15 protein-coding genes are annotated in these 18,642 nt (G+C 62.0%); 9 read left to right on the top strand and 6 right to left on the bottom strand.

The features are described 5' to 3' along the window. Nucleotide 1: 1 nt before the first annotated feature. The gene (locus IAE77_RS16105; protein WP_294228319.1) at nt 2-586 is read left to right on the top strand and encodes a hypothetical protein; all 585 of its coding nucleotides are present in this window, start codon (nt 2-4) and stop codon (nt 584-586) included. A gap of 11 nt (nt 587-597) precedes the next feature. Continuing rightward, on the top strand, nt 598-1,476 hold the full coding sequence (locus tag IAE77_RS16100) for a hypothetical protein (RefSeq protein WP_294228317.1): 879 nt from the start codon (nt 598-600) through the stop codon (nt 1,474-1,476). On the opposite strand, the gene IAE77_RS16095 is transcribed toward IAE77_RS16100, so the two are convergent. Continuing rightward, complete coding sequence (locus tag IAE77_RS16095; RefSeq protein WP_294228315.1) at nt 1,454-2,617, bottom strand: hypothetical protein; 1,164 nt, start codon at nt 2,615-2,617, stop codon at nt 1,454-1,456. The two genes, IAE77_RS16100 and IAE77_RS16095, sit on opposite strands and share 23 nt — an antisense overlap. A gap of 191 nt (nt 2,618-2,808) precedes the next feature. Here IAE77_RS16095 and IAE77_RS16090 point away from each other — a divergent pair, with 191 nt between their 5' ends. The 5 genes from IAE77_RS16090 to IAE77_RS16070 all read left to right on the top strand — a co-directional run bounded on the left by IAE77_RS16090 (nt 2,809) and on the right by IAE77_RS16070 (nt 7,970). After that, the gene (locus IAE77_RS16090) at nt 2,809-4,413 is read left to right on the top strand and encodes a fucose isomerase (RefSeq protein WP_294228313.1); all 1,605 of its coding nucleotides are present in this window, start codon (nt 2,809-2,811) and stop codon (nt 4,411-4,413) included. A 22-nt stretch (nt 4,414-4,435) separates the two neighbouring features. Continuing rightward, entirely contained in the window at nt 4,436-6,442 is a 2,007-nt protein-coding gene (locus IAE77_RS16085; protein ID WP_294228311.1) for a VCBS repeat-containing protein, read from the top strand. A gap of 74 nt (nt 6,443-6,516) precedes the next feature. Next, entirely contained in the window at nt 6,517-7,269 is a 753-nt protein-coding gene (locus IAE77_RS16080; protein ID WP_294228309.1) for a sulfite exporter TauE/SafE family protein, read from the top strand. A gap of 33 nt (nt 7,270-7,302) precedes the next feature. After that, nucleotides 7,303-7,662, top strand: coding sequence for a hypothetical protein (locus tag IAE77_RS16075; protein WP_294228307.1), 360 nt, complete (start codon nt 7,303-7,305; stop codon nt 7,660-7,662). A 35-nt stretch (nt 7,663-7,697) separates the two neighbouring features. Continuing rightward, nucleotides 7,698-7,970 carry a hypothetical protein gene (locus tag IAE77_RS16070; protein WP_294228305.1) on the top strand — a complete coding sequence of 91 codons (273 nt, stop codon included), beginning with the start codon at nt 7,698-7,700 and terminating at the stop codon, nt 7,968-7,970. On the opposite strand, the gene IAE77_RS16065 is transcribed toward IAE77_RS16070, so the two are convergent. From IAE77_RS16065 to IAE77_RS16055, 3 genes are all read right to left on the bottom strand, one after another. Beyond that, nucleotides 7,964-10,447, bottom strand: a complete 2,484-nt coding sequence (locus IAE77_RS16065) for a serine/threonine-protein kinase (RefSeq protein ID WP_294228303.1) — start codon at nt 10,445-10,447, stop codon at nt 7,964-7,966. The genes IAE77_RS16070 and IAE77_RS16065 overlap by 7 nt on opposite strands. A gap of 61 nt (nt 10,448-10,508) precedes the next feature. Further along, complete coding sequence (locus tag IAE77_RS16060) at nt 10,509-11,225, bottom strand: sigma-70 family RNA polymerase sigma factor (protein ID WP_294228301.1); 717 nt, start codon at nt 11,223-11,225, stop codon at nt 10,509-10,511. A gap of 46 nt (nt 11,226-11,271) precedes the next feature. Then, a complete protein-coding gene (locus IAE77_RS16055) occupies nt 11,272-12,636 on the bottom strand; it encodes a Gfo/Idh/MocA family oxidoreductase (protein WP_294228299.1) in 1,365 nt (454 codons plus the stop codon). Between the two features lie 117 nt (nt 12,637-12,753). Between IAE77_RS16055 and IAE77_RS16050 the strand changes: the two genes are divergently transcribed. Both IAE77_RS16050 and mfd read left to right on the top strand, forming a co-directional pair. Continuing rightward, entirely contained in the window at nt 12,754-13,467 is a 714-nt protein-coding gene (locus tag IAE77_RS16050) for a hypothetical protein (RefSeq protein WP_294228297.1), read from the top strand. Between the two features lie 143 nt (nt 13,468-13,610). Continuing rightward, nucleotides 13,611-16,778, top strand: coding sequence for a transcription-repair coupling factor (gene mfd / locus IAE77_RS16045; protein ID WP_294228295.1), 3,168 nt, complete (start codon nt 13,611-13,613; stop codon nt 16,776-16,778). On the opposite strand, the gene IAE77_RS16040 is transcribed toward mfd, so the two are convergent. Beyond that, complete coding sequence (locus IAE77_RS16040) at nt 16,779-17,621, bottom strand: patatin-like phospholipase family protein (protein ID WP_294228293.1); 843 nt, start codon at nt 17,619-17,621, stop codon at nt 16,779-16,781. It lies immediately after the preceding gene. After that, complete coding sequence (locus IAE77_RS16035; protein WP_294228289.1) at nt 17,618-18,628, bottom strand: lysylphosphatidylglycerol synthase transmembrane domain-containing protein; 1,011 nt, start codon at nt 18,626-18,628, stop codon at nt 17,618-17,620. Before IAE77_RS16035 ends, IAE77_RS16040 begins: the two co-directional genes overlap by 4 nt. Between the last annotated feature and the right edge of the window lie 14 nt (nt 18,629-18,642).

The following is an 18,642-nucleotide window of genomic DNA, read 5'->3' as shown; positions in this document are numbered from 1 at the left end:
CATGAGACTCGCCTGCTTTTTCCTTCTCTTCACCGGCTTGCTGCATGCGCAGGAAGTCCTCAAAGCGGTCAAAGACCGCACCCAGCGCGGCACGCTGAGCGATCAGCGGCAGCTCGTGCGTGGCGACACGGGCAAGTGGAACGACGCGGCGATGCTGCTGCACACCACGAAGCCACAAGGCATGCCACTCGACGACTGGATGGACGTGGCAGGCGAGAAAAAGCCTGCTGTGACCGCCACGGATGAGAACTGGCTGCTGTTCCGCACGCGCCAGCTCGATGACAACGACCGCGTGTGGATCGAGAAGATCGAGCGCAGCGGGAATGCCTTCACCATCACAATGCACGAGGCCATCTGGCAGGGGAATTACTTCAAAACCTTCACCTGGTATGAAGTGACCGCTTTGAACCTCGGCAAGCTGCCTGCGGGCGATTACACGGTGACGTGGCTCGTGAAGCCGCTGACGTTCAAACAGCTCGAAAAGCCGCGCGAGGCCCAGAACAACTACCAGACCAACTGGCCGACCGATGAGCAGCCGGGCGAAAAGAAGCCTGTGGAGTTCAAAACCAAGTTCACCGTTCAATAGCAAGACAATCCATGAAAACACTAAAGCGCACCCGCATCATCACCGCTCTTCTGCTCATCGGCGTGGGATCGTCTGTCTTCACTGCTGAACCGGTCGATAAAGGCCAGCGTGTCTTTTCGGCTGGGCACAGCTTTCACATGTTCATGCCCAAGATGCTGGCTGAACTGGCGAATGCGGCGAATATTTCCAATCACCAGCAGGCGGGCGTCAGCTCCATCGGCGGCTCGTATGTTTATCAGCATTGGAATGTGGCGGATGAGAAGAACGCGCTCAAAACAGCCCTGCGTGCCGGTCAGGTGGATGTGCTCACGCTCTCGCCGATTTATCTGCCGGACGATGGGATCGAAAATTTTGCCAAGCTGGGGTTCGAGCACCGGCCGGACATCCGCGTCACGATCCAGGAGTTCTGGCTGCCGTTCGATGTCTTTGACGTGAACTACAAAAAGAAGAAGCCCGAGCCTGTGGACCGCAACTCCCGCACCGTCGCGGAGCTGCGTTCGATCAATGAGTCGTATTTCAAGAGCATGGATGACCATGTCCGGGCGCTGAATCAGAAGTTCGGCAAAAGCGTGGTGTTCGTGGTGCCCGTCGGGCAGGCTTCGCTGTCGTTGCGTGCGAAAATCATCGCAGGCGAGGCGCCGGGATTGAAACAGCAGAACGATCTCTTCACCGACGCCATCGGCCATGCGACAGCGCCGCTGCAATGGCTCACGGCCTACTGCCACTTCGCGGTGATCTACCGCCGCTCGCCAGAGGGGTTTCCCTGCCCGCCAGCGCTGAGCCAGCAAAAAGATGGAGAGGCTCTCAACCGCTTGCTTCAAAAGCTCGCTTGGGATGCGGTGAAAGCGCATCCGCTGAGCGGGGTGCTCACTTCCGCTCCGCGACCATGAGGCGAGTCCACGGGCCGTCGCTGACGTTGTAGTAGATGCGTTTGCCGTCGGCGCTGAAGACGGGATGCGGGTCGTTCCGACGCCAGGATTTCGCGCCCTGGCTTTGGTCAAAGCTGTGGAGGAGTGACCACTTCCCACCGCGCATGTCGGCGACCATGATGCCCCACTCCTTCGGTTTGCCGCCCGCCGGCTCGCTGTAGCCATCGGTGACCATGAGCGAGCCGTCGGGGCTCACGGAGGGATGCGAGCCGCGCAGGTTTGGCACATCCTTGAGCTTCGTGTAGCGGGCGGGCGAGCCGATGTCCGTGTCGAAGATGATGTTACCCATTTCAAAGATGTGGCGCGAGTCAGGATGCCACGCGGGATGCCCCCATTGCTGGCGAAACCACTTCATCTGCGAGGTTTCGAGGTCAAAGCAGACGCAGCCCTGGCGATGGCTGGCACTTTTGGACATGTAATCGTCTCCACCATTGCCCGCGGCGATTTTGAAGAAGGCACGCTTCAAATCGGGGCTAAGCACGGGAAAGAAGACGGAGGTCTGTTTGCCGCTGAACTCTTTTTTCAGCCATTCGCCGTGCTGGGCTTCCACGGCGGCGATTTTCAGCGCCACGCGTGTTCCGCCGGTTTTCGCGTCCCAGACGTAGAGATCGCGATTGGGGCCTGGATTCCAGTGGCAACTATACATCGGCAGCAAATCGCCCGATGGATGCCCAAAGCCGACCTGGCGGTCCTCCGCGACGATTTTCCTCTCCTTCGTGGCTACATCGACGACGACCACGCGCCATTTTTTGTCGATCACCTCATGAAAGGCGACCATGCGACCACCGGCGAGCCATTGCTGGCAGGCGACGCGATGCGCATCCTCCGTGTGCACGTTTTCGGCGAGCACGGTCTCCTTTCCGGTGGCCCGCTCGAGGATGCGCACTTCGCCGACATAGCCCGCCGGATGCGTGGAGGCGAAAAAGAGCACGTAACGGCCATCCGGGCTCTCCGGGTTCGTGACGTAGTAAGTGTGGATGCTGTGACGATCCGCGATGCCGGAGACCGGCTTGATCACGACATCCCTCGCCCATAGCGCGACGGGATCGGGCTCCTGGGCCTGAACAACGGCGGCAAGGAAAAGGGCCAGAACAGATTTCATGGTCGATGTGGGTCGGATCGTTGCCCGCCAGACGCTCCATGGCGACAGGTTTCTTCTAACGACGTGTGCTGTGGCAGCGAGCCTCACATTCGTCCCAGCATGCTTAGATCAAGAATCGTCAGCCGCATGCCAAGGATGCGCTGAGGGCAAAGCTTGCCGTCGGGGCGGCAGGAATGGCAGAATCGTCGGCCATGCCTGCCAAACCGACCATCCAACTCATCGCCAGCGGCGATCTGCGTCTCGCTGCCAACCAAACCTGCTGGCCTGCGCAGAAGGCCATGGAGGACGCGCTCACGAAGGCCCTCAAGGCCGAGGGCTTCGATGTGAAGCGTGCGCATCCGTATGATGCGAAGAAGAAGCATGGCTTCATCGCCAGCCAGCGTGAGGGCATCGAGGTGTTTCGCGGCATTGATCCCGATGCGCCGCTGATCGTGGCGGAGGCGGTGTGGCAGTATTCGCATCATGTGCTGGCTGGATTGACCACGCATCGCGGCCCGATCCTCACGGTTGCGAATTGGAGCGGCCAGTGGCCGGGTTTGGTCGGCCTGCTGAACCTGAACGCATCGCTCACCAAAGCAGGTGTGCGTTACTCGACGTTGTGGAGCGAGACATTCACCGATGCGTTCGTCAAAGCCGGTCTGCGTGAATGGCTGACGACCGGCCAGGTCACGCATGATCAATCGCATGTGCGCGAGCTTCCGCTGCTGAAGCTGCCCGCGGAGGATGAACAGATCGGCCGCGACTTCGGCCGCCGCTTCCGCACGCGGAAGACGATCCTCGGTGTTTTTGATGAAGGCTGCATGGGCATGTTCAACGCGATCATTCCGGACGATCTGTTTCACGCCACCGGCTGCTTCAAGGAGCGCCTGAGCCAGTCCACGCTGTTCGCGGCGATGCAAAACGTGAGCGATGCCGATGCGGCGGCGGTCTATGCGTGGTTGAAGCGCAAAGGGCTGCAAATGAAGCTCGGCACCGATGAGGCCACGGAACTCACGGAGCCGCAGGTGCTGCTCCAGTGCAAAATGTACATCGCCGCCGTGCGTCTGGCGGATGAGTTTGGCTGCGATGCCATCGGCATCCAGTATCAGCAGGGCTTGAAGGACCTCACGCCGGCCAGCGATCTGGTCGAAGGTATGCTCAACAACGCCGATCGTCCGCCAGTGCGCAGCGTGGATGGCAGGCGCGTGCTGTTTGAAGGCGAGGCGCTGCCGCATTTCAACGAAGTCGATGAATGCGCCGGTCTCGACGGCCTCGTGACGTATCGTTTGTGGCGTGAGCTCGGTTTTGCGCCGGAAAACACGCTGCATGATCTGCGCTGGGGTCAGAAATTTGGCAAAGACTACGTCTGGGTGCTGTTGATCAGCGGCGCGGCACCGCCCGCGCATTTCATCGGCGGCTGGAAGGGCGCGAGCAGCGAACGTCAGCCTGCGATGTACTTTCGGCTCGGTGGCGGCACGATGAAAGGCATCAGCAAGCCGGGCCACATCGTGTGGAGCCGCGTGTTTGTGATGAATGGAGCGCTGCATTGCGACATTGGCATCGCCGAGGTGGTGAAACTGCCGGATGCGGAGACGAATCGTCGCTGGCAGGAGACCACGCCGCAGTGGCCGATCATGCACACCGTGCTGAAAGGCGTGTCGCGTGACCAGATGATGGCCCGCCACAAGTCGAACCACATCCAGGTGGTCTATTGCCCGAATGAAAAGCAGGCGCATCGCGCCGCACGCATCAAGGCCGCCGCCATGCGCGAACTCGGCCTGCATGTTTCCTTGTGCGGCGACGTTCGTCTGGCCTAGCATCTCACACATTCTCCCAACCATGAATCGTTTTGCCATCAGTCTCCTCGCACTTCTTTGTGGCCAGTCTTTTGCCGCCGAGGCCACGCTCACGCCGCTCAAGTACAACCACCCCGGCCTCGTCGTCGATCTCGGCGTTGGTTTGTGGGCCTGGCCGCTGCCGATGGACTTCGATGGCGATGGCGACCTCGATCTCGTGGTCAACTGCCCCGACAAGCCCTACAACGGCATCTACTTCTTCGAAAACGCCAGCGGCGACACCGCGAAGAACAAGATGCCCGTCTTCAAACCGGCCAAGCGCATCAGCAAAGGCGCGCAAAACGTGCAGGTGAGCTACCTCGACGGCAAACCGGTCGTGCTCACACCAGGCAATGCGCATCCCGATTTCCTCAAGACCGGCATCGAGCAGCAGGTGAAGCTCGGTCCGCCTGCGAACGTCCACATGAACAAAGTCCGCGCCAACATGTGGCGCATGGTCGATTTCGAGAGCGATGGCAAAAACGACCTCGTTGTCGGTGTCGGCGACTGGACCGAATACGGCTGGGACAACGCCTACACGGCTGATGGCCGCTGGATGAACGGCCCGCTGCGCGGCTATGTGTATCTGCTAAGCAACACCGGCACGAACGAAGCGCCGAAGTATGACAAGCCGAAGAAGATCAACGCCACCGACCGACCCGTGGAGACATTTGGTTGGCCTTCACCGAATTTTGGCGACTTCGATGGCGATGGCGACCTCGACCTGCTCTGCGGCGAGTTCCTCGACGGTTTCACCTACTTCCAAAACACCGGCAGCCGCACGAAGCCGAAGTATGCTCTCGGCGTTCGCCTCAAAGCCGACACGGGCCGCTATCTCACGATGGATCTCGAAATGATCACGCCGACCGCCATCGACTGGGACAAGGACGGCGATCTCGATCTCATCTGCGGCGATGAAGATGGCCGTGTGGCCTTGATCGAGCACACGGGCAAGTTCGACAACAAAGCGCCGATCTATGCCGACCCGCGCTATTTCCAGCAGGAGGCCGATCAGGTGAAATTCGGCGCTCTCGTCACACCCGTTGGTTTCGATTGGGATGGCGATGGCGACACCGATCTCATCTGCGGCAACACGGCGGGTTATGTCGCCTTCATTGAAAATCTCAGCGGCAAAGGCGTGGAGCAGCCGAAATGGGCCGCGCCAGTCAAACTCACCGCCGCAGGCAAAGTCATCCGTCCGATGGCCGGCCCGAATGGCAGCATCCAAGGCCCCTGCGAAGCCAAATGGGGCTACACCACGCAAACCATCGCCGATTGGGACCAAGACGGCCTTCCCGACCTCCTGCTCAATTCCATCCTTGGCAAAGTCGTGTGGTTCAAAAACATCGGCACTCGCCAAAAACCGCAACTCGCCGCCGCGCAGCCCGTCGAGGTCGAATGGAACGGCTCACAGCCCCATCTCGCCTACGGCTGGCTGCGTCCCGAAAGCAAAGCGCTGCTCACGCAGTGGCGCACCACGCCTGTCGGAGTCGATTGGAACAAGGATGGCCTCACCGACCTCGTCATGCTCGATCAAGAAGGCTACCTAGCCTTTTTTGAGCGTGCGAAGCAGGGTGACAAGCTCGTGCTGAAGCATCCGCAGCGCGTCATTTGTTCCTCCAAAGACGCGAAAAAGCCCGGTTTGCTGGACAAGGCTCTCGAACACCTCAAAGTGAAGACTCCCGTCGCCATGACGCCAGGCGAGTCTCTTCGCCTCAACAGCGGCATCGCAGGCAAAAGCGGTCGTCGCAAGATTTGCATCATGGACTGGGACCAGGACGGCAAACTCGACATCCTGCTCAATTCCGCCAACGCCAACTTCCTCCGCCAGGAAAGCACCTCAGACGGCAAATGGTTCTTCACCGACATGGGCCTGCTCTCCGACGCCAACATCGAAGGCCACGACGTGAGCCCCACGACCGTCGATTTCAACGCCGACGGCGTGCCTGATTTCGTCGGCGGTGCCGAAGACGGCCATCTCTATTACATGCGCAATCCGAAGGCGAAGTAGTCCAAAATTGTCCAGTTGCGGTGCAACTGGCAGAACCTTGTTGCGCAGCAACAAGGCTACTTTAGGAACGGGGCATGTCCCTCCTCGAACTCCTCGCCCTCAGCGCCGCCGGATGCACGGCGGGGGCGGTGAATGCGGTGGCGGGTGGGGGGACGTTGCTGACGTTTCCGGTGCTGCTGATGTGCGGCACGCCGCCGGTGATGGCGAATGCGACGAGCACCGTGGGCCTCGTGATCGGCACGGCGGGCAGCATCGTGAGCTTTCGCGGGCATTTGCGGGCGATTCGCGAGCAATTGTGGCGCTTCATCCCGGTCTGCCTCGTCGGTGCGGCGTTTGGGAGCTGGTTGCTGACGCAGACGAGCGATGACCAGTTTTCAAAGCTCATCCCGTTCCTCGTTCTGTTCGCCACGGTGCTGTTTTTTCTCCAGGGCTTTCTGCGCAAGTCAGTGACAGATGCGAAAGCGAAGGCGTTGTGGTTTTCTCTGGCGCTGCAATTGCCGGTGGCCATCTACGGCGCGTTTTTTGGGGCGGGGATCGGCATCCTGATGCTCGCCTCGTTTGGTTTCATGGGCATGACGCACATCCACGAGATGAATGCGATGAAAAACCTGCTCGGCAGCCTCATCAATGTGGTCGCGGCCGTGTGGTTCATCGCCGCCGGCATGGTGAACTGGCCGCAGGCGCTGGCGCTGACCGCCGGGGCGCTGGTGGGCTATTACTTCGGCGCACATTTCTCCCAACGCATCGAACCGAGGCGTGTGCGGCATCTGATCACGGCGATCGGCTTCGTGATCTCGATTGTCATGTTCTGGAAGCAGTTTGGGTGACAAGGCGGCAGTCCCGGGCTAATGGCGCTCCTCATGCGCCTCCTCGCGTTTATTTTCATTGGCAGCCTCGCCTCATGCTCACTCGTCACCGTTCCGCTGGGGGCCGCCGGAACGGTGGCTGGTGCCACGGTGAAGGCCACGGGAGGCGTGGCAAAGGCGGGAGTCCAGGCCATGGGCAGCCACAGCCAGCCTGCGCCACCGCCGCAGCAGGGTTACTATCCTCAGCAGCAAGCCTATCCGGCACAGTATCCGCCGCAGTATTATCCGCAGCAGCAGCCGTATGTGCCGCCTTATCCGCCCCCCCAACAAGCGTATCCTTACCCGGCCCAGCAGCCGCAGGGCCAGTGGTATCAGGGCCGCTGGTATCCATATCCGCCACAGCCGACGCGGTGAGTGACAAACCGCCCGGATTCAGTTAAACCCATCGCATGAACTTCCGCCTCATTCTGCCGGCTATGTGCATCAGCATGACAGGCTGCTCTTTGGTCACCGTGCCGGTAAAGACGGCGGGCAGCATCGTGACCACCACGGTGAAAACGACAGGTGACATCGTCACGGCTCCGTTTGATGCGGTGGGACGTGGGAAGGGCAGGGAGGAACCCCCACCTCCGCCTCCCGCTCCGCCGCAGGTCGAGGTGCGGAGGGCTGAAACGGAGTATGTGGACCCGCAGCGGCCAGCTCCCGTCCCGTCACGCTACTGAGCGGCCTGTTTGGCAGCAGCTTCGATGTCGCCTTCCTGACGGAAATGCCAGCGTGCCACGGCCTCGCGAAAAGGTTCGGGCATTTGCCGGGTGAGATCAGCCTTGATGTCCGGTGCGAAGACCACCTTGTCCGAGGGGCGGCCTGACTCCGGCAGGTGATGCCAACGAATGAGGGAAGGCGACGCGAGCCAAAGGTCGTTCTTGTCGTTGTCCCAGAAGATGACGAAGGCCTCGTCATTGATCGCCAACGGCGCGAATCGGGTGATCCCTTGCGCCCCGTCTGACTGGCTGTCCTTGAGTGTGTAGCCCCGCATCCGCGATTTTCCATCCAGGCCCGTCATGGCACGAAAGCTGACATCCAGGGTGTAGCGGGAGTTCAGCACGCGCTGTCCTCCCGTGGTGAGAAAGCGGGTGTCCTTGAGCGTGATCGCAGGCACACCGGAGTCATACTTTTTGCGTTCCGCCTCGATCAGTTTCCCGAGCAGCGCGATCTGTTCCCGTGCGGCCTTCAGTTGCGGGTGCGCCGCTCCCAAGGTCTTGCTGAGTTCCGCCTCCTGCTTCTTCCACTTGAGCAGGTCGTCCATCAGTCGCGATTCCCAAGCGGTGACAGGCGCGATCCGCGTGGCTTTGTCCGATGCCGGAACAGGCGCCTGTTTGGCATGGGCGGACCTGGACACGCGCCAGACGATCGCCGGAACGAGCAAAAGCGCCAGAATCACCAGCAACACGATCACGGCGACGGCACATCCGACTTGGTTGCGCTTGAACAGCGTTCGTACAAGCCAGACGGCTCCACCGACGAGTAGCGCAAGGATCAAGAGCTGGAGACCGAAGGCCAGCCATGGAATGCCGAACTGGCCCGACGGCGTCATCGCTGTCGGAAGGCCGCCCAGTTGGTCCAGGTCCGCACGCCAGTGGTAGAGTGCAGCCGCGAGAAGCCAGGCAGACAAGATGCCCACGACGATTCTGCCAACGCTTCGGCTTTCGCCCGGGTATGTGGCGTTCGGCGGGCGGAAAAAGCCCACAAGGCCCGCTGCGAGAAGGCCGCAGGCGAGGACACGGATGATCATCACCCGTTCCACCTCGTCGTTCTGTTTGCGGAGATTGGTTTGCTCCAGGTCTGCCGCCGCCTGCGTTGCTTTGGCCTGGGCCTTTTCCACCTTGGGTGTCAGCCGTTCGATCTCGGCCAGATTCTGTGCTTCACGGGCCTCCACCAGCAGGTGGTTGATATCCACGGCCGCCTTTTTGGTCTCGTGGAGCGCCTCCTGGGCCGCACGTCGAGCCTGGAGGTGTTTCCGCGCGTTCGCCGTGAGGCCGAAGTCATCGATGAACTCGTTCAAAACCGTCGCTCCGAGCAGCATGATCAGACTGAGGAGAATGGCGAACCCGCTCAGCAGGCGTCTGCCCGGCGAAGGCTTTTGCCGGCGGGGCAGCGGCGGAGGTTGAGCCGGTGGTGCGGCTGTGATTTCCGCCAGTTGGGTGCGAAACTCCGCCGCAGTGGCGAAGCGCAGCTCAGGTCGCGTTTCCAGGGCACGCAGAACCACCTCATCCAGGCGCACATCGATCTGCACACGCCGTGATGGCGGCTCCAGCTTGTCTTTCGGCAACTCGCCCGTGAGCAGTTCGTAAAGCACCACGCCAAGCGAATAGATGTCCGCGCGATGATCCACATGCCGCGGATCGCTCTGCTGTTCCGGGGCCGCATAGGTCGGGGTGCCAGCCAAAGTAGCCATCTCGCTCCGCGAGATGAGATGAGCGCTCACGCCAGCCTCTTTTGCGCCCAAACCTTGACTGTGATCGTTGCCAACGACAGCGGCATGCTCATCTCGCGGAGTGAGATGGCCACGGTCCAGCATCTTCGCGATGCCAAAGTCGGCGATCTTCACGCGGCCTTCCTTGTCCAGCAGCAGGTTCTCCGGCTTGATGTCGCGATGCACGATGCCGTGCTCGTGTGCGTATTGCAGCGCCTCGCATACCGGCGGCACGATCGCCAGCGCCTGATCCGGCGTGAAACGTCCCGCAGTCATCGCCTGGCGCAGATTCACGCCATCGACGAACTCCATCAGCAGGTAGAAGAAACCGCCCGCCTGGCCGAAGTCATGGATCGTGACGATGTGCGGATGATTCAGCGCCGCGAGCGCCTGGGCCTCCTTTTCAAAGCGTGCGGCGAACGTCGCGTCGCCCGCACGTTCGGGGGCGAGAAGTTTGAGCGCCACGAGGCGGTTCAGCGACTTTTGACGTGCCTTGTAAACGACCCCCATGCCGCCACGACCGAGACATTCGAGGATTTCGAGCTGCGGGAAGTGCGGAGCGATCTCCTCCGGCTTCAACGGAGCCTGCGGGGCCACGGGCCCCGATTCAGGCGGCATCGTCTCCGTGGCAAAGTTCAAAGCCGCGAGACAACGCGGGCAGAGGCCCAGCGGCGCATCGTCGGGAAGAGTCGAGCCGCACTTCGGGCATGGAGGCACTTCGTTCATCAACAAGGCAGTTCAGGAGATGCGGCTGGCCGTTACAAGAAAAAACGCCGCTGTCGTCCTCTCAGCCAGCCAGCACGGCCACGACGTGCTGGATCTCGGTTTCCACATCTTCCCCTTCAGCGAGAGTGGCGGCGATGTTTTCGCGAAACAGCTCGCGGAAGCGTTTTCGCAGCCGATGCACCGCCACACGCGCCGCACCTTCGCCACAGCCGGTTTTGGCCGCCAGCTCCGCATACGAGATGCTGCCGCGATCCAGCGTGAGGCAGTGCTTCATGGCAAAAAAGTCAGCCCCTTTGCCTGCGGAGGCGAATTCGGCCTCCAAGGCCGTCAATGTCTGCTCCAGCAACGTCATCGCCCAGCGCCGTTCGAACATCGCATCCGGCACCAGTTCGGGTTCGCAGGCAAAACGGCGTTCAGCATCGTCCACATCCAGCGGCACATGCGTGATCTGGCCGCCACGCTTCTGCGCGGCCTGTTTGTGCCACTCGTTGATGAGGAAGCGCTTCATCGCGACCAGCAGAAAGGTGCGGAAGCGTCCCTGTTCCGGCCCTGCGGCCCGCAGCCAGTCCTTTTCGAGCAATCGTGCGAAGAACTCCTGCGTCAGGTCCTGCGCGTCATGCGGCGGATGGCCTTCGCGCCGCACATACGCGTAAAGCGGATACCAGTAGGCCCGGCACAGCGTCTCCATCGCCATCGTCGAGTCCACATGCCTCGCCGCCAGCACGACGGACCAGCGTGTGGTCGCGAACAAAGGCGATGGAGCGGAATCGGGGGACATGACAGCGGCGGTTCTTCAGCAAACGCCGCCGGTTGTTACACGCAAATCAAGCCAGCTTCCACGGACCGCGCATCGGGCGTGTCTGCATGGCCGCTGCTTCCGCATCATCGAGGATCTGCTCCTTCGTCGGGTCCCAGCGGAGTTTCTGGCGGCGGAGGCGCAGGGCGATGTTTGCCAGATGCGCGATGGTGATGCTGCGGTGGGCGTATTCGATGGGGGCGGCCGTTTTCGCTCCGGTCTGGATTGCGTCGATGAAGTTGCGGAAGTGATCTTTGCTCTCGAAGAGGCGCACATCGCCGTCGGCGAGAGGTTTGCGCAGCTCGACGGGCTTGATCTCCAGCTTGCCGCGGGTGCACAGCACGCTGCCGAGTTCACCTTCAAAGCTGATGCCGGCCCCGAAGTCCTGCTTGTCCTTCACACGCACGGTGGTGCCGTCGGCGTAGCGGTAGGCGAAGTCGAATTTCGGCGCGGTGGTGTACAGGCTGCCAGGTGCGGGCCATTCGGCGTTGAGATCGAGGAATTCGACGGGGCCGCTCTCATCCATGCCGAGCGCCCATTGCACGATGTCGAGGTGGTGGGCGCCGAAGTCGGTGATGTTCCCGCCGCTGTAATCGTAGAACCAGCGCCAGTTCGAGTGCAGTCGCGCGGGGCAAAACGGGGCCTCGGGCGCGGGACCGAGCCACAGGTCGTAGTTCAGGCCTGCGGGCACGGGCGTGGGCTCGGTTTGCGAGGCGCAGCCGTTGTTGTCGCGGTTGTCGCTGGCGAGGCCGACACGGATTTGCTTCAGCTTGCCGATCTTGCCGTTGCGGACGTATTCGGCGGCCATGCGGAAATGCACATCGCTGCGCTGCTGGCTGCCGGTCTGCCACACGACACCGCTCTGGCGCACGACATCGCTCATGAAGCGCCCCTGGGCGATGGTGAGGCTCAGCGGCTTCTCGCAGTAGATGTGCTTCTTCGCCCGCGCAGCGGCGACAGCCTGCAAGGCATGCCAGTGGTCCGGCGTGGCGATCTGCACGGCATCGACATCTGCCCGTGCGAGCACCTCTCGGAAGTCCTCATGCACCGCGCAGCCGGTGGTGCCGTAGGTTTTGTCCACGAGCCGTTTGGCTGGCTCGCGGCCAAAGGCACCAGCCTTTTTGATGAGACCTTTGTTGTAGCGGTCGGACTCGCGTTCGACATCGCACACGGCGATGACCTGCACGCGTTCGTCATTGAGGAAGTTCTTCACCACATCCGTGCCGCGGCCGCCGCAGCCGATCAAAGCCAGTGTGGTGCGGTTCGAGGGAGCCACCGTGCCGTCTTTGCCGAGAGCTGAGGACGGGATGATCGTGGGAAAGCCGAACGCCGCGCCCGCGGCGGTGCATTGCTGGAGGAAACGGCGGCGTGAGGTGGCTGAAGCGTGAGTCATGGCCTGTCATAAACGAATTTTCCGAGACGATTGATCAATCCGGCATGTCCAAAACGTTCTTGACGCGAAAGGGGGCATTCACCTAGCCTCCGACCGTCTGAAACAGGATTCAAGTCCATGAAAACGCGCATTCTCATCCCCACCTGCATGCTTCTGGGCCTTAGCGGCCTTTCCGCCCGCGAGTTTACCGACACGCAAGGGCGCAAACTCGACGCTGAGATCCTCAGCGCTACCGGCGACACCGTCACCCTCATGCGTTCTGGCGAGACCCGGGCCATCGCGGCCAAGATCGCCCTTTTCTCCGAAGCGGATCAGAAATTCATCCGTGAGTGGGCGGCGGCGAACGCCAAATACAGCTTCGACGTCTCCTACACGAAGAAAAAGCTGGGGGAGGTGAAGACCCGCCGCAACAACACCACCTACGAGCAGGAGACCTGGATCTACAAGATCAGCTTGAAAAACCGCGAGCCACTCACCGTCGGCGACCTGCGGGTGGACTACTGGTGCTTCCGCAAGGAAGACGGCGGAAAGGGGAAGGGCACCGCCCGTGTTGAGACCTCGGGCAGCATCAAGGTGCCGACCATCGCCGGATCAGGCACGGTCACGGTGGACACCTCCGAGATCATCCTGAACAAGCAGAAGCTCGACGGTGGCTTCTACTACATCGACGGCTCCAACTCGCAGCAGTCCGATGCCGTGGGCGGCATTGCCGTGCGGATCTTCGACAAAAACGGCCGTGAGGTTCATAAATGGGCCACCAAGGAGGACCTGCTCGCCGCCGCCGTCGGAACGCCGAAGGCCGCCGGCTCGAATGCCGGCTCCCCGAAGTAACAGCCAGGGCAATCAACTCTTGAATTCCTCAGCGCCGGGCCGCATAGGCCCGGCGTTTCTTTCTTTTGCACTCCGCCAAACGAGCTGCGTCACGACTTGCGAAACCGCCGCCATCACGTGCGCGGGGGGACGCGCTCGGTCTTGTGGACCTCGTTTTGTCCCGGAAGGAATTCAAGACACGCACGGTGCTGGATCACATCGCGCCGCAGGCTTTCGGCTTTGCCGCGGCGCTGATGGTGCGGCGGATGGAAAAGGAAAAACGCCGCGTGTGGATCCTGTGCCCGGATGTCAAAACGCAGGACCATGTGCATGCCGAGCTCGGCGTGTGGCAATGCCCGGCGTTGTATTTTCCGCGCCTCGGCCATGTCATCGAAGGCGCTCTGGCCGACCCGGAGATGCTCGCCGAGCGCACCGCCGTGCTCACGCGCATGACGGAGGGCGACTCGCAGGTGCTGGTGCTCTGTGCGGACAGCCTGGACGAGCTGGCGCCGGCACTCACGACCATCACGGAGCAGAAACGCACGCTCGAAGCCGGTGCGAAGCTCGATGTCGAACAACTGCTCAAGGAACTGGGGGAAGCCGGCTACGAACGCGTGCCGGTCGTCACGGAGCGCGGCCAGTTCGCCCGTCGCGGCGGCATCGTGGACTTTTTCTCCTGGCAGGCGGAGGAGCCGCTGCGTCTGGAATTCTTTGATGACGAACTGGAGTCGATCCGCGCCTTCGATCTGCACAATCAGTCGTCCATCCGGCGGCTGCAGAGCGCCAGCGTCATCTTGAGCATGGGTGAAGGCACCGAGGAGACCGGCGCTGTCCGCGATCACCTGCGGAAGGACGATTTCATCGTGCAGATCGAGGATCGTGGCGCGGAACTCCGATTCCGCGAAGGAGCCGACTCGGAATCGGAATTCCGAGCTACAATCGCCCACGCACGCATCCTCAGCGGTGCGGCGGAGGTGGAGGGCATGGAGGACTACTCCGCGGCGATTCATGAGAATCCGCTGGGCGTGTTCGACGCATCGGATTTCGTGCTGCACGAGGCACGGCGGGAGGTTTTCGCCCGCCAGATCACGGAATGGCACACGCAGGGCTGGCGCACCGTCATCTTTTTCCACAACGAGGCGGAGCGCGAGCGCTTCAACGAGTTGCAGAGCAAACTGCCCTCGTCTGTCGAGACGAAGCTGGGGCTGCTGTATCGCGGTTTCACCATTCCGGCGGCCAAACTGGCCGTTTTGACCGGCGCGGAGATTTTTGGCCGCCATCAGCACATCCGCCGCGTGCGCGGATCGAAGCTCGATGAGGCCGAAACGCTGCGCAAAGCCCGCGATGTGCTCAGCGAGCTGCGCGAGGGCGATCTCGTCGTCCACACCGAGCATGGCATCGGCCGCTATGCAGGCATTGAGGTGCGCGAGGGCGGCAAAAAGGAGGAAGTCCTCGTCTTGCACTACGCGGAGGGCGCAAAGCTCTTCGTGCCGCTGGCTCATGCACACATGGTCAGCCGCTACGTCGGGGTCGGCGGCAAAGCGCCGGCCTTGAGCAAGCTCAGCGAGCAGCGCTGGAAGAAAACGCGGGCCACCGCCGAGAAGAGCGTGGAGGAGTTTGCTGCCCGCATGCTCAGCGTCGCGGCGGAACGTCAGACGCTGAAGGCCTACTCGCATCCGCCGGACACGAAGTGGCAGGTGGAGTTCGAGGAGTCGTTTTTGTATCGCGAGACGCCCGACCAGCTCCGCAGCGCAGAGGAGATCAAACGCGACATGGAAGCCGAAAAACCGATGGACCGGCTCCTGTGCGCCGATGTGGGCTTTGGAAAGACCGAGGTGGCGATTCGTGCCGCGTTCAAAGCCGTGATGGGAGGCCGGCAGGTCGCCATTTTGGTGCCAACCACCGTTTTGGCCCGCCAGCATTGGGAAAACATCCGCCAGCGCATGAGTGAGTTCCCCGTGACCGTCGAAATGCTCTGCCGACTCACACCCGCAAGCAAGGAACGGCAGATCGTCAAAGGCATCAGCGAAGGCACCGTCGATATCGTCGTCGGCACGCACCGCGTCATCTCAAAGGATGTGCGCTTCAAAAATCTCGGCCTCGCCGTGATCGACGAGGAGCAGCGCTTCGGCGTGAAGCACAAGGAGAAGTTCAAAGACCTGTTCCGGCTCGTCGATGTGCTCACGCTGAGCGCCACGCCGATCCCGCGCACGCTTTACCTCGCGCTCATGGGCATGCGCGACATGAGCACCATCGAGACGCCGCCGCCGAACAAGCAGGCCGTGCAGACGCAAATCTGCCCGTATGACGAACGCGTCATCAAACAGGCCATCGACGCCGAGATCGAGCGCGGCGGGCAGGTTTTCTTCCTCCACAACCGGGTCATGACCATCGAGAAAGTGGCGATGCGCATCCGCGAGCTGTGCCCGAAGGCCCGGGTCATCATCGGCCACGGCCAGATGGAAAGCGAACTGCTGGAGGACATCATGCACAAGTTTGTCGATGGCGAGGCGGACGTGCTCGTCTGCACGACGATCATCGAAAGCGGCGTCGATATTCCGAACGCGAACACCATCATCATCGACCGGGCGGATCGCTTCGGTCTGGCCGATTTGTATCAGCTCCGAGGCCGAGTCGGCCGTGGTGGCGTGCAAGCCCACGCCTACCTCCTTCTGCCACGCGATGCCGTCACCGCGGGCGATGCCCGCAAGCGCGTGAACGCCATCAAGCAATACGCCGGACTCGGCAGCGGCTTCAAGATCGCCCTGCGCGATCTGGAAATCCGCGGTGCTGGCAATCTCCTCGGAACCGAGCAAAGCGGCCACATCGCCGCCATCGGCTTCGATTTGTACTGCCAGATGCTGAAGCAAAGCGTCGCGAGGATGCAGGGACGCCGCGTCGCGCGTCCGGTCGAGGTCGGACTGCGTGCCGACTTCCTCGTGATGAGCGAGGCGCTGATGCTCCAGGCCCCGAAAGGTGCCACGCCCGCGTTTCTACCCTCCACCTTCATCGAGGACGCCAAAATGCGCATCACCGCCTATCGCCAGCTCGGCGAGATCATGACGCGCAAGGAACTCGATGAGCTCGAAGCGCAGTGGCGGGATCAATTCGGCGAAAACCTGCCGCACGCCGTCGCCAACCTGCTCACCTGCGCCGGGATTCGCCTGGCGGCGTCGCATGCAGGCGTCAGCGATGTGGAGATCAAGGAGCGGAAGCTCATGCTCACGCGCAACAGCCGCCACGTCATGGTGCAGGGCAAGTTTCCGCGTCTTTCCAGCGTCCCGGGCCACAAGCAGCTCGAAGAGGCGCTGCTGATGCTGCGGTCGCTCTGATCAGAGGAGCTTCGACAGTGTCTCGTCGTAGAGCTTTTGCGCGGACTCCTCGCCCAGCTCATAGCTCCTCTTCAGGCGGCCGGGGAAGAGCGGCGAGGGACGTGGATGCACGGTGGTCGCCAGCGTGATTGCTTTGCCATGCAGACGCGCCAGTTCAAGCCGGTCCGCCAGGATCTGACGGCTCAGGGTCTCATGCGAGGCCGCGATGGTGGCCAGCAACCGCCCCGGGAGCAGCAGCGGGCGTTTTCCCGGTGGCTGCGTGATGCGGTGCAGGATGATGTGATCGATGCTGTCGTCTTTGAACCAGGGATCGACGGGCATCTCATGCGCTATGCCGCCGTCGGTGCAGTGGCGGTCGTCGAATTGAATCGGGGAGAACAACATCGGCACACAGGCGCTGGCCGCCATGGCCCGTGCGAGCGAGCCACGGGAGACGAAGAAGGTCTCCTCCTTGCGCAGGTCACTCAGGGCGATCACCAGCCGCGGATCGGTGAGCTTTTCCATGTCGAGTTCACCCACGAGTGACTCGAAATAAGCGATGGCTCCGTGCGCATTGAAGAAACCCGGATGCCAGTGATTGAAGACATCGACAAACTGGTGCCACACCCACTTGGTTTTCGAGGCGAAGGAGAGAAACAGCCGCTTGCTGAGCACGGCACGTTTGATGATCTCCGGCTCGAGTCCTGCGGCATACAGGCCTGCGGTGATGGCCCCTGCGGACGAGCCTGACACCGCCACCGGCCGCACACCCAGCGCATGCAGGCGTGCCATGAATCCCGCATGCGTGGCATAGCCCATGAACGACGCGCCCAGGGAGATGGCGATGCGCGGCCTCGTGCTCATGCGGCCGCCTCCTCCGGCTCCGGCGCCGGATGATGTTTTGAACGCAGGAACAACAGCCCGCCGGCCAGGCCCCACCAGAGATTCAGCAGCCATCCCGCCAGCGAGGCGGAGATGCAGATCGTCTCCGGAACACGTGCAATGCCGGAAATCAAGACCTCAAACGTGCGCTCCCGCACGCCCAGGCCGGAGATGGAGACCGGCAGCGAGGCCGCCGTGTCCACGATCGGCATGGCGGTGATCACATCCAGCACCGGCGCCTCCCCGCCCACGGCTCGCAGGCCGCAGTAAAAACTGAGGAAGAATGTCAGATGAATGCCAACGGCCACCACCGTGGCGGAGAGCAGGCGGCCCCACAGCATGGAGGCGATGTCATGCACACGCGCCATGCGTGCGATGATGCCGGCGAATTTGGGCAGGCCGAACGTGCGTGGAAAAGTGCGCCGCCCCCAGGCCAGCGTGTCGGGCTTGAGCGAAAACCACGAGATCAGCAGCCCGACCGTCGTCCCGCCGGTGTAGATGGCGTAGCCGGTGACGATGAGCCGCACATCCGCGCCCATCGCCTCCCAGCGCCCGCTGGTGGCTGCCACACAGACCAGGAACAGCAGCGACACCGCCACGAAACCCGTCAGGTGATCGAGGATCAACGAAACACTCACCGGCATCGTCCTGCCTGGCAGGCGGCGTGACAGCGCCATGATCTTGTAGGCGTCCCCGCCCACCACGCCGACCGAGCTGATGTTGAAAAAGGCACTGACCAGCTCCGCCCGCAGCACGGTGCCGAAAGGCAGTGCCGGCTCGATCCCTCGCAGGATCACATGCCAGCGCACTGCGGTGAAAAAGAGGGAGCCAAAGGCGCAGCCGAGACCCGCCAGCGCCCAGGGCCAGTGTTCCGCCATGGATTGCAGCCGTGGCAGGATGGTGTCGGTCAGGTCGTGCTCACGGAACAGCAGCCACAACAGCACCCCGCTGATGACCAGTCGTAGCAGGATGGAAAACGCGCGCTTCAAGCCGGGGGAAGGGG

The organism is Prosthecobacter sp. (assembly GCF_014879935.1).
Lineage (GTDB): Bacteria > Verrucomicrobiota > Verrucomicrobiia > Verrucomicrobiales > Verrucomicrobiaceae > Prosthecobacter.
Note: the sequence above shows the minus strand (reverse complement) of the source record. Positions and strands in the feature narration are given on the sequence as shown.

Excerpts from the sequence above, each read along its gene's own strand:
- IAE77_RS16050 (WP_294228297.1), top strand. The coding sequence starts at position 12,754 with ATGAAAACGCGCATTCTCATCCCCACCTGCATGCTTCTGGGCCTTAGC.
- IAE77_RS16070 (WP_294228305.1), top strand. The coding sequence starts at position 7,698 with ATGAACTTCCGCCTCATTCTGCCGGCTATGTGCATCAGCATGACAGGC.
- IAE77_RS16095 (WP_294228315.1), bottom strand. The coding sequence starts at position 2,617 with ATGAAATCTGTTCTGGCCCTTTTCCTTGCCGCCGTTGTTCAGGCCCAG.
- IAE77_RS16065 (WP_294228303.1), bottom strand. The coding sequence starts at position 10,447 with ATGAACGAAGTGCCTCCATGCCCGAAGTGCGGCTCGACTCTTCCCGAC.
- IAE77_RS16090 (WP_294228313.1), top strand. The coding sequence starts at position 2,809 with ATGCCTGCCAAACCGACCATCCAACTCATCGCCAGCGGCGATCTGCGT.
- IAE77_RS16040 (WP_294228293.1), bottom strand. The coding sequence starts at position 17,621 with ATGAGCACGAGGCCGCGCATCGCCATCTCCCTGGGCGCGTCGTTCATG.
- IAE77_RS16075 (WP_294228307.1), top strand. The coding sequence starts at position 7,303 with ATGCGCCTCCTCGCGTTTATTTTCATTGGCAGCCTCGCCTCATGCTCA.
- IAE77_RS16060 (WP_294228301.1), bottom strand. The coding sequence starts at position 11,225 with ATGTCCCCCGATTCCGCTCCATCGCCTTTGTTCGCGACCACACGCTGG.
- IAE77_RS16055 (WP_294228299.1), bottom strand. The coding sequence starts at position 12,636 with ATGACTCACGCTTCAGCCACCTCACGCCGCCGTTTCCTCCAGCAATGC.
- IAE77_RS16100 (WP_294228317.1), top strand. The coding sequence starts at position 598 with ATGAAAACACTAAAGCGCACCCGCATCATCACCGCTCTTCTGCTCATC.
- IAE77_RS16105 (WP_294228319.1), top strand. The coding sequence starts at position 2 with ATGAGACTCGCCTGCTTTTTCCTTCTCTTCACCGGCTTGCTGCATGCG.
- IAE77_RS16080 (WP_294228309.1), top strand. The coding sequence starts at position 6,517 with ATGTCCCTCCTCGAACTCCTCGCCCTCAGCGCCGCCGGATGCACGGCG.
- IAE77_RS16085 (WP_294228311.1), top strand. The coding sequence starts at position 4,436 with ATGAATCGTTTTGCCATCAGTCTCCTCGCACTTCTTTGTGGCCAGTCT.